Origin of the sequence: Streptomyces sp. NPDC044571 (genome assembly GCF_040647115.1) — a bacterium.
In the GTDB taxonomy this organism is placed as follows: Bacteria; Actinomycetota; Actinomycetes; order Streptomycetales; family Streptomycetaceae; genus Streptomyces.
Window position 1 is genome coordinate 110018 of sequence record NZ_JBEZBN010000014.1, and the last position, 10411, is coordinate 120428.

A 10411-nucleotide genomic window follows, 5' to 3' on the forward strand; every position below is an offset into this window, starting at 1 on the left:
GGTGGCTGCTCCTGGCAGGTGTCGAAGTAGGCGGAATCAGTGTGACGGTGCGGATCTTGCGATCGTGCCGGTTCTGATCAGGCGAACGCGATGTTGTACAGACCGCCGGCGACGACGGCACCGACGAGCGGGCCGACGACCGGGATCCAGGAGTATCCCCAGTCCGAGCCACCCTTGTGGGGCAGCGGCAGCAGGGCGTGGACGATGCGGGGGCCGAGGTCGCGCACCGGGTTGATGGCGTAACCGGTCGGTCCGCCGAGGGAGAGGCCGATGCCGACGACCACGAAGGAGGTGATCAGGACGCCGATGACGCCGAGGCCCTTGCCGTCGTCCTGGAGCCCCTGGGTGAGGATCGCCAGGATCAGGACGGCGGTGCCGATGATCTCGGTGAGCAGGTTCTGGACGACGTTGCGGATCTCGGGTCCGGTGGAGAAGATCCCGAGCACCGGGCCGGCCACGTCGTGCGGGTGCGGGTCTTCGGGGCCGAGCTTGGCGTCACGGATGTGCTCCGGGTCCGCCAGGTGCACCCGGAACTGTCCGTAGTACGTGGCCCACATCAGGACCGCGCCGATCATGGCGCCGAGCAGCTGGGCCGCGAGGTAGACCGGCACGTCGCCCCACTCGCCGGTCTTGACGGCTATGCCGACGGTGACCGCGGGGTTGAGGTGGGCGCCGGAGAGGGGCGCGGACACGTACGCGGCGATCAGGACGGCGAAACCCCAGCCGAAGGTGATCGCGAGCCATCCCGCGTTGCGGGCCTTGGAGCTCTTGAGCGTGACGGCGGCGCAGACGCCACCGCCGAGCAGGGTGAGCAGGGCGGTACCGATGGTCTCGCCGATGAAGATGTCGGAGCTGGACACCCGCGACTCCTTTGTCTTACGTCCAGGGGGTGGGCGGACACCGGGTCCCTCCGGTGGTCCACCGCACTCGGTGAGTGCTGCACCGGTCCTTGGCTTGTCACACCCTAGCGCGTATTGCCGGTAGGTGTTCGACAATGCCGACCGATGAACGGCAGTTTTCCGCCCTGGTGAAGAACGCGTCAAGGGTTGGGCAGGTCACAGATCCGGATCGTTACCGCTCGGTGCGATCGCCCAAATTCAGCCAATTGCCGATCGAAAAATGGCCAAGTGCAACCAGATGGCGACCAGAGTCGCCCTGGATGCACTCAAAGCAAGGTCAGAACCGGCCTGCACCGAGGTCGCGCGAAACCGACCGCGCACAATCCCGCACCGACGCGACCAGGCTCGCCCGGGGCTCCCCGCCCTCCCCGCAGACCCGCTCCACGGCCCCCGCGACCGCCACCGCGCCGACCGGCATCCGCCGCCGGTCGTGGATGGGGGCCGCCACCGAGGCGACGCCCTCCCACGTCTCCTCCACGTCGGAGGCCCAGCCGCGCGCCCGGGTCAGGTCCAGGATCTCTTCGAAGCCGGCGGCGTCCGTCACCGTGCGGGGCGTGAACGCCTCCCGCTCCACCTCGACCGCCTCCGTGTGGGCGACGGGATCGTACGCCGACAGCACCTTGCCCAGGGCCGTGGAGTGCAGCGGCTGCATGGCGCCCACCTCCAGCACTTGGCGGCTGTCGTCCGGCCGGAAGACGTGGTGCATGATCAGCACCCCGCTCTTGTGGAGCACCCCCACGTACACGCTCTCGCCGCTCGCCCGCGCCAGGTCGTCCGTCCACACCAGCGCCCGGGCCCGCAGCTCGTGCACGTCGAGGTAGCTGTTGCCCAGGCGCAGCAGCTCCGCGCCCAGCTGATAGCGGCCGGAGGCCGGGTCCTGCTCCACGAAGCCCTCGGCCTGGAGGGTGCGCAGGATCCCGTGCGCCGTCCCCTTGGCGAGCCCCAGCGCGCCGGCCACGTCCGACAGACCCAAGCGGCGCTCACCGCCCGCCAGGAGCCGCAGCATCGCAGCGGCTCGTTCGAGCGACTGGATGTTCCGTGCCATCGTGCAGCCTCCTGCTGACGTAGTTCGACAATGCTGAACACTATCGGCCGATGTCGACTCTGTGCATGGTTGGGCGCGCGTTCAGCCCGCCGACGGCCGGGAGACCTCTTGCGGACCCCGCGCACAGAATGCAGTCCGCCACGTGGGACGCCCCCACCGGGGCCGGGGCCGCGCGGTTACCCTGACCGCGTGCACCCTTGACACAGCGGGGGTGCAAAGCCGACAGCCGTCGCATCCCAGGGAGCTCAACCATGGCCTCGTTGCCGAACCCGCCCGCAGACACCCAGACCCGGGCCGATGCCCTCCGAGAGGCGCTCGCCACCCGAGTGGTCGTGGCCGACGGGGCGATGGGGACGATGCTCCAGGCGCAGGACCCCACGCTGGAGGACTTCCAGCAGTTGGAGGGCTGCAACGAGGTCCTGAACGTGACGCGCCCCGACATCGTGGCCAACGTGCACCGGGAGTACTTCGCGGCCGGCGTCGACTGCGTGGAGACCAATACGTTCGGCGCGAACTTCGCCGCGTTGGCCGAGTACGACATCTCCGACCGCAACTTCGAGCTGTCGCAGTCCGGTGCGCGGATCGCGCGTGAGGTGGCGGACGAGTTCACGGTGTCGACGGGGCAGCAGCGGTGGGTGCTGGGTTCGATGGGTCCGGGCACGAAGCTGCCGACGCTGGGTCACATCGACTACGCGACGATCCGGGATGCCTACCAGGTCAACGCCGAGGGGCTGCTGGCGGGTGGTGCGGATGCGCTGCTGGTGGAGACCACGCAGGACCTGCTGCAGACGAAGTCGTCGATCATCGGTGCCCGGCGGGCGATGGAGGCGCTGGGTGTCTCGGTGCCGCTGATCTGCTCGGTGACGGTGGAGACGACCGGCACGATGCTGCTGGGCTCGGAGATCGGTGCGGCGCTGACGGCGTTGGAGCCGCTGGGCATCGACATGATCGGTCTGAACTGCGCGACCGGCCCGGCGGAGATGAGCGAGCACCTGCGCTACCTCGCCCGCAACGCCCGGATCCCGCTGTCCTGCATGCCCAACGCGGGCCTGCCCGTCCTGGGCAAGAACGGCGCGCACTACCCGCTGTCCGCGCCGGAGCTGGCCGACGCCCAGGAGACCTTCGTGCGGGAGTACGGGCTCTCGCTGGTGGGCGGCTGCTGCGGCACCACGCCCGAGCACCTGCGCCAGGTCGTGGAGCGGGTCCGGGGCCTGAGCCCGGCCGTCCGGGACCCGCGCCCCGAGCCGGGTGCCGCCTCGCTCTATCAGACGGTGCCGTTCCGGCAGGACACCGCCTACATGGCGATCGGTGAGCGGACGAACGCGAACGGATCGAAGAAGTTCCGTGAGGCGATGCTGGAGGGCCGCTGGGACGACTGTGTGGAGATGGCCCGCGACCAGATCCGCGAGGGCGCGCACATGCTCGACCTGTGCGTGGACTACGTGGGCCGTGATGGTGTGGCGGACATGGAGGAGCTCGCCGGCCGCTTCGCGACCGCCTCCACCCTGCCGATCGTGTTGGACTCCACCGAGGTCGAGGTGATCCGGGCGGGTCTGGAGAAGCTCGGCGGGCGTGCGGTCATCAACTCGGTCAACTACGAGGACGGTGACGGGCCCGAGTCGCGGTTTGCGAAGGTCACCCGGTTGGCGCAGGAGCACGGCGCTGCCCTGATCGCGCTGACCATCGACGAGGAGGGCCAGGCCCGCACCGCGGAGCACAAGGTCGCGATCGCGGAGCGGCTGATCGCGGACCTGACGGGGAACTGGGGGATCCGTGAGTCGGACATCCTCATCGACACGCTGACCTTCACGATCTGCACCGGTCAGGAGGAGTCCCGGGGGGACGGCATCGCCACGATCGAGGCGATCCGCGAGCTCAAGCGCCGCCACCCCGAGGTGCAGACCACGCTGGGTCTGTCCAACATCTCCTTCGGTCTGAACCCGGCCGCCCGGGTCCTGCTGAACTCGGTCTTCCTGGACGAGTGCGTCAAGGCGGGTCTGGACTCGGCGATCGTGCACGCCTCGAAGATCCTGCCGATCGCCCGCTTCGACGAGGAGCAGGTGGCCACCGCCCTGGACCTGATCTATGACCGGCGCTCCGAGGGCTATGACCCGCTGCAGAAGCTGATGGCCCTCTTCGAGGGCGTCAACACCAAGTCGCTCAAGGCCGGCCGCGCCGAGGAACTCCTTGCGCTGCCGCTGGAGGAGCGGCTGAAGCGCCGCATCATCGACGGCGAGAAGAACGGCCTGGAGGCCGACCTCGACGAGGCCCTGCAGACCAGGCCCGCCCTGGACATCGTCAACGACACCCTCCTGGAGGGCATGAAGGTCGTCGGTGAGCTGTTCGGCTCCGGCCAGATGCAGCTGCCGTTCGTGCTGCAGTCGGCCGAGGTCATGAAGTCGGCGGTGGCCTACCTCGAACCGCACATGGAGAAGACCGACGACGAGGGCAAGGGCACCATCGTGCTGGCCACCGTCCGCGGCGACGTCCACGACATCGGCAAGAACCTCGTCGACATCATCCTGACGAACAACGGCTACAACGTCGTCAACATCGGCATCAAGCAGCCCGTCTCCGCGATCGTCGAAGCCGCCCAGGAGCACAAGGCGGACGTGATCGGCATGTCCGGGCTGCTGGTGAAGTCGACCGTGATCATGAAGGAGAACCTGGAGGAGCTCAACCAGCGCAAGCTGGCGGCCGACTTCCCGGTCATCCTCGGCGGCGCCGCCCTGACCCGCGCCTACGTCGAACAGGACCTCCACGAGATCTACGAGGGCGAGGTCCGCTACGCCCGCGACGCCTTCGAAGGCCTGCGCCTCATGGACGCCCTGATCGCCGTCAAGCGCGGCGTGCCGGGCGCCGCCCTGCCCGAGCTCAAGCAGCGCCGAGTCGCCAAGCGGGACACGCCGCTGCTCCAGGTGGAGGCGCCCGAGGAGCCGGGCGGCCGCTCCGACGTGGCCGTCGACAACCCGGTCCCGACCCCGCCGTTCTGGGACACCCGCGTGGTCAAGGGCATCCCGCTCAAGGACTACGCCTCCTGGCTGGACGAGGGCGCCCTGTTCAAGGGGCAGTGGGGCCTCAAGCAGGCCCGCGCGGGCGGAGCCACGTACGAGGAGCTCGTCGAGACCGAGGGCCGGCCGCGGCTGCGCGGACTCCTGGACAAGCTGCACACCGAGAACCTGCTCGAAGCAGCCGTGGTCTACGGCTACTTCCCCTGCGTGTCCAAGGGTGACGACCTGATCATCCTGGACGAGCAGGGCAACGAGCGGACCCGCTTCACCTTCCCGCGCCAGCGGCGCGGCCGCCGGCTGTGCCTGGCGGACTTCTTCCGCCCCGAGGAGTCCGGCGAGACCGACGTGGTCGGCCTCCAGGTCGTCACCGTCGGCTCGAAGATCGGCGAGGCCACCGCCAAGCTGTTCGAGACCGACTCCTACCGCGAGTACCTGGAGCTGCACGGCCTGTCCGTCCAGCTCGCCGAGGCCCTGGCCGAGTACTGGCACGCCCGCGTCCGCGCCGAGCTCGGCTTCGGCGGAGAGGACCCGGCCCAGGTGGAGGACATGTTCGCCCTCAAGTACAGGGGCGCCCGCTTCTCGCTCGGCTACGGCGCCTGCCCGGACCTGGAGGACCGCGCCAAGATCGCCGACCTGCTCCGGCCCGAGCGGATCGGCGTCCACCTCTCCGAGGAGTTCCAGCTCCACCCGGAGCAGTCCACCGACGCAATCGTGATTCACCACCCCGAAGCGAAGTATTTCAACGCACGCTGACGCGGGCCGACGTACACTTGTCGGTCCCATACAGGCCGGTCGCCTGTCTCCCGGGGGATGCCCATGGGGAGAGGCGACCGGCCTTCTCGTCCCCTGAAAGAGGTGTGCCGCATGACCAGCACCGTTCCCGCGTCCGTCACCCGCACGGCCGACGGGCATGCCCTGCAGGCGGTGCTGCTGGACATGGACGGCACCCTCGTCGACACCGAGGGCTTCTGGTGGGACGTCGAGGTCGACATCTTCGGCGAGCTCGGCCACCCCCTCGACGAGGCCTGGCGGGACGTGGTCGTCGGCGGCCCCATGAGCCGCAGCGCCGCCTTCCTCATCGAGGCCACCGGCGCGGCCATCACGCTCGGCGAGCTCAGCGTGCTGCTCAACGAGCGCTTCGAGGCACGCATCGCCGAGCAGGTGCCGATGATGCCGGGTGCCGAACGGCTGCTGGCCGAGCTGGCCCGGCACAACGTGCCCACCGCCCTGGTGTCCGCCTCGCACCGACGCGTCATCGACCGGGTCCTCCAGGCCCTCGGCCCCGACCGGTTCACCCTGACGGTGGCCGGGGACGAGGTGCTCCGTACCAAGCCGCACCCCGACCCGTACCTGCTGGCCGCCCGCACTCTCGGCGCACATCCCTCGCGCTGCGCCGTCATCGAGGACACCGCCACCGGCGTGGCGTCCGCGGAGGCCGCCGGCTGCCGGGTCGTGGCCGTTCCCTCGGTGGGCCTGATCCCTCCGGCCCCCGGGCGTACCGTCGTGCGCTCCCTGGAGGAGGTGGACCTGCCGTTCCTGCGCTCCCTCATCACTCCCCTGAACTGAGTGCACACGCTCCGTACCGAATGGAACACCGCCGGGACCGCGTCTCGCGGAAGGATCTTCCGTTCCCTGGTTCGGAGGCTGGAATTCCATCCATTCCCTGGCGCCGGCGCCGGGTGACCTTTGTCACGCGTCTGGCCCCCGACACGCCTGTCCGGGGGCTCGGAGGCCTTCCCTTGTGTCCGGATTGATCAGCTCCTGACCGCATCTGCGGCGTCCCTCACATGGACAGCCAGTCCGCGCCCATCACCGTGCGATTACACCCCAAGTCCTGCCAGTTCAAGCCATCCCGTCACAGGCCACTAATGTCGACGCGGGCACTGCGCCGCACCGCAGCCGGCCCCGGCGCACACCCCTGTGCCGGGACGGCGTGGACCGATCGTCACAACACCGGCCCGATCGTTCCGCCCTGAACGGGCGACCGCCGCGAAGTGCCCTCTACGCCGCTTTGAACAAGTGCCGGTCGAGGGAGTACTTCCAGCATGAACCGCAAGACCCTGGTGCTGACGGCCGCGGCCGGACTGCTCACCCCCGCGCTGACCGCCTGCGGCAGCACGACCGGTGGCGGAGCGGGCTCCGGAGCGATCGTCGTCGGGACCACCGACCGGTTCGAGGCCGCCGATTACGCTCCCGCCCCGTTCGACCCGGCCTACGCCTACGACGCCGGCGCCTGGAACGTCCTGCGGCAGACCGTCCAGACGCTGATGCGCACCCCCCGCGGCGGCGGCCAGCCCGTCCCCGAAGCAGCCTCCGACTGCCGCTTCACCGACACCGGCAACGAGAGCTACCGCTGCACCCTGCGCCCCGGCCTGAAGTTCGCCGACGGCGCCCCGCTCACCGCCAAGGACGTCAAGTTCTCCATCGAGCGGGTCCTCGCCATCAAGGACGAGAACGGCCCCTCCTCGCTGCTCTCCACCATCGACACCGTCGAGGCCAAGAGCGCCGACACGGTCGTCTTCCACCTGAAGAGCCCGGACGCGACCTTCCCGCACAAGCTGTCCACGCCCGCGGCCGGCATCGTCAGCGAGAAGAACTACGACGCCAAGAAGCTCCGGGCGGGCTTCTCCGTCGACGGCTCCGGCCCCTACACGATGAAGGCCGAGGTCAAGGACGACCACCTCGTGCGGGCCGTCTTCACCAAGAACCCCAACTACAAGGGCGACATCAAGCTGCAGAACGACAAGGTCGAACTGCGCACCTTCGCCGACTCGACCGCCATGGGCAAGGCCCTCACCCACGGCTCCGTCGACATGGTCTCCCGCACCCTGTCGCCGGCGCAGATCGGCGAGTTCTCCGCCAAGGCGCCCAAGGGCGTCAAGCTCGTGCCCATGCCCGGCCTGGAGATCCGCTACCTCGGCTTCAACACCGAGGCACCCGCGGTCAAGGACAAGGCCGTGCGCCAGGCCCTCGCCGCCGCCGTCGACCGCGACGCCATCATCACGAAGGTCTACGGGAAGGCCGCGCAGCCGCTGTACTCGCTGGTCCCCACCACGGTGACCGGCCACGTCAACTCCTTCTTCAACAAGTACGGCGACGGCAACACCGCCAAGGCCGCGAGCCTGTTGAAGGACGCCGGGATCAAGACCCCCGTCAAGCTGACGCTGAACTACACCACGGACCACTACGGCGACGGCACGGCCGCCGAGTTCGAGACCCTGAAGAACCAGCTGAACTCCACCCAGCTGTTCGACATCACCGTCCAGGGCTCCGAATGGAGCCAGTTCCGGCCCGCGCAGAAGAAGGGCGACTACGCCGCCTACGGGCTCGGCTGGTTCCCCGACTACCCGGACGCCGACAACTTCCTCGCCCCGTTCCTGGAGCAGGACAACTTCCTGGGCACGCCGTACGCCAACAGCGCGGTGCGCACCAAGCTCATCCCCGATTCCCGGCGGGCGGTCGACCGCACCGTCGCCGGCCCCGCGATCGCGGAGATGCAGGACATCGTCGCCGAGGACGTGCCCGTCCTGCCCCTGTGGCAGGGCAAGCAGTACGTCGCCGCGCGCGACGGGATCACCGGAGTGGAGTGGTCGGTCAACGCCATCTCCGACCTCCAGCTGTGGGAGCTCGGCCGGGGCGTCAGCGGCTGAGCCAGGCAGTACCGGCAGTACCGGCAGCACCCGGCGGCGGATGTCGCAGGCCGGCGCAACGAAACAGTTCGACTGTGAAGGACGTTCCCGTGATACGACGTAACCAGTGGTTGGCGGCCCCGCTCGGCGCAGCCACCGCCGCCGCGCTGCTCAGCGGTTGCGGTTCGACCGAAGGCTCGACCGCCGGCGGCGGCAAGGGCGTGGTCATGGGGATATCCAACAAGGTGAATTCCGCCGACCCGGCTTCGGGTTACGACCCGGGGTCCTGGCTGCTCTTCAACAACGTCTTCCAGTCCCTGCTGAGCTTCCCCAAGGGCGGCACCACCCCGGAGCCCGACGCCGCGCAGGCCTGCAACTTCGAGGGCAGCGACAGCAAGGTCTACAAGTGCACCCTGCGCGACGGCCTGAAGTTCAGCAACGGCCACGACCTCACCTCCAAGGACGTCAAGTTCTCCTTCGAGCGCACGCTGAAGATCAATGACGCCAACGGCCCGGCCGTGGTGCTGTCGTCGATCGCCGGTATCGACACCCCCGACGACAAGACGGTGGTCTTCCGCCTCAAGTCCTCCGATGCGACCTTCCCCAGCAAGATCGCATCGGCCGCCGGCTCCATCGTCGACCACGCCGAGTACCCCGCCGACAAGCTCCGCACCGACGGCAAGGCCATCGGTTCCGGCGTCTACAAGCTGGACTCGATCAACGAGAAGAGCGCCTCCTTCTCCGTCAACGACTCGTACAGCGGCAAGGCCAAGGCGAAGAACACCGGCGTCACCCTGAAGTTCTTCAACGAGGACCAGGCAGCCCTCAAGCGGGTCCTCGAAAGCGGCGACGTCGACTTCGCCTTCCGCGGCCTGGCGGCCAAGGACATCGCGAGCCTGTCCTCCACCAAGACCGGCAACAACAAGGTCGAGGTCGTCCAGGGCACCGGCGCCGAAGTCGAGCACATGGTCTTCAACATGAACGACCCGGTCGCCGGCAAGCTCCCCGTCCGCAAGGCCATCGCCTACCTCGTGGACCGCGAGGCCCTCGTCAAGGACGTCTACGACGGCACCGCCGTCTCGCTGTACTCGATCGTCCCCGCCGGCATCGGCTCGCACACCACCCCCTTCTTCGACCGCTACGGCGGCACCCCCCAGCCGAAGAAGGCCGAGGCCGTCCTGCGCGCGGCGGGCATCAAGGACAAGGTGAAGATCACCCTGTACTCCACGCCCACGCGCTACGGTCCGTCCACGGACCAGGAGTTCCAGCTCATCGCCAAGCAGCTCAACGACAGCGGGCTCTTCGAGGCCGACGTCAAGTCCGTCGAGTTCGAGCAGTACGAGAAGGACATCCAGGCCGGCAAGTACGGCGTCTACGTGAAGGGCTGGGTGCCCGACTACCCGGACGCCGACAACTTCACGCAGCCGTTCTTCGGGCCGGACAACGTCCTGCACAACAACTACGACAACAAGGAGATCACCGGGACCATCATCCCGTCGACCTCCGCGAAGTCCGACCGCACCGCCGCCGGCACCGACTACAGCCGCCTCCAGGACATCGTCGCCGAGGAGATCCCGATCCTGCCGCTGTGGCAGAGCAAGCAGTACGCGGTCACCCGCCAGAACGTGACGGGCCTCCAGTGGTCGCTGGACGCCTCGACCGTCTTCCGCTTCTGGGAGATCAGCAAGGGCTGAGACGAGCCCGGTACGGGAACGGGCCGGGGGGGGGGGGGGGGGGGGGGGGGGGGCCGGGGGGGGGGGCCCCGGCCGCGGGGCCCCCGCGGCCGAGGGGGGGGGGGGGGGCGAGGGGTTTATGGGGGGGGGGGGT

General features: G+C 69.0%; 6 protein-coding genes. 4 read left to right on the forward strand and 2 right to left on the reverse strand.

Annotated elements, in window-relative coordinates:
* Positions 1-77 precede the first annotated feature (77 nt).
* On the reverse strand, positions 78-860 hold the full coding sequence (locus AB0B01_RS10395) for an MIP/aquaporin family protein (RefSeq protein ID WP_361715332.1): 783 nt from the start codon (positions 858-860) through the stop codon (positions 78-80).
* A gap of 316 nt (positions 861-1176) precedes the next feature.
* Positions 1177-1944 (reverse strand): IclR family transcriptional regulator, encoded by a 768-nt coding sequence (locus AB0B01_RS10400; RefSeq protein ID WP_361715335.1) that lies wholly within the window; start codon positions 1942-1944, stop codon positions 1177-1179.
* 251 nt (positions 1945-2195) lie between these two features.
* On the opposite strand from AB0B01_RS10400, the gene metH reads away from it, so the two are divergent.
* The 4 genes from metH to AB0B01_RS10420 all read left to right on the forward strand — a co-directional run bounded on the left by metH (position 2196) and on the right by AB0B01_RS10420 (position 10278).
* Positions 2196-5708 carry a methionine synthase gene (gene metH / locus AB0B01_RS10405; RefSeq protein WP_361715338.1) on the forward strand — a complete coding sequence of 1171 codons (3513 nt, stop codon included), beginning with the start codon at positions 2196-2198 and terminating at the stop codon, positions 5706-5708.
* Between the two features lie 111 nt (positions 5709-5819).
* Complete coding sequence (locus AB0B01_RS10410) at positions 5820-6521, forward strand: HAD family phosphatase (RefSeq protein WP_361715341.1); 702 nt, start codon at positions 5820-5822, stop codon at positions 6519-6521.
* Between the two features lie 479 nt (positions 6522-7000).
* Positions 7001-8605 (forward strand): ABC transporter substrate-binding protein, encoded by a 1605-nt coding sequence (locus AB0B01_RS10415; protein ID WP_361715344.1) that lies wholly within the window; start codon positions 7001-7003, stop codon positions 8603-8605.
* Positions 8606-8694: 89 nt separating this feature from the next.
* Positions 8695-10278, forward strand: a complete 1584-nt coding sequence (locus tag AB0B01_RS10420; RefSeq protein WP_361715347.1) for an ABC transporter substrate-binding protein — start codon at positions 8695-8697, stop codon at positions 10276-10278.
* Positions 10279-10411 lie beyond the last annotated feature (133 nt).

Coding starts and splice junctions, on each gene's coding strand:
- AB0B01_RS10400 (WP_361715335.1), bottom strand. CDS start 1,944: ATGGCACGGAACATCCAGTCGCTCGAACGAGCCGCTGCGATGCTGCGG.
- AB0B01_RS10415 (WP_361715344.1), top strand. CDS start 7,001: ATGAACCGCAAGACCCTGGTGCTGACGGCCGCGGCCGGACTGCTCACC.
- AB0B01_RS10410 (WP_361715341.1), top strand. CDS start 5,820: ATGACCAGCACCGTTCCCGCGTCCGTCACCCGCACGGCCGACGGGCAT.
- metH (WP_361715338.1), top strand. CDS start 2,196: ATGGCCTCGTTGCCGAACCCGCCCGCAGACACCCAGACCCGGGCCGAT.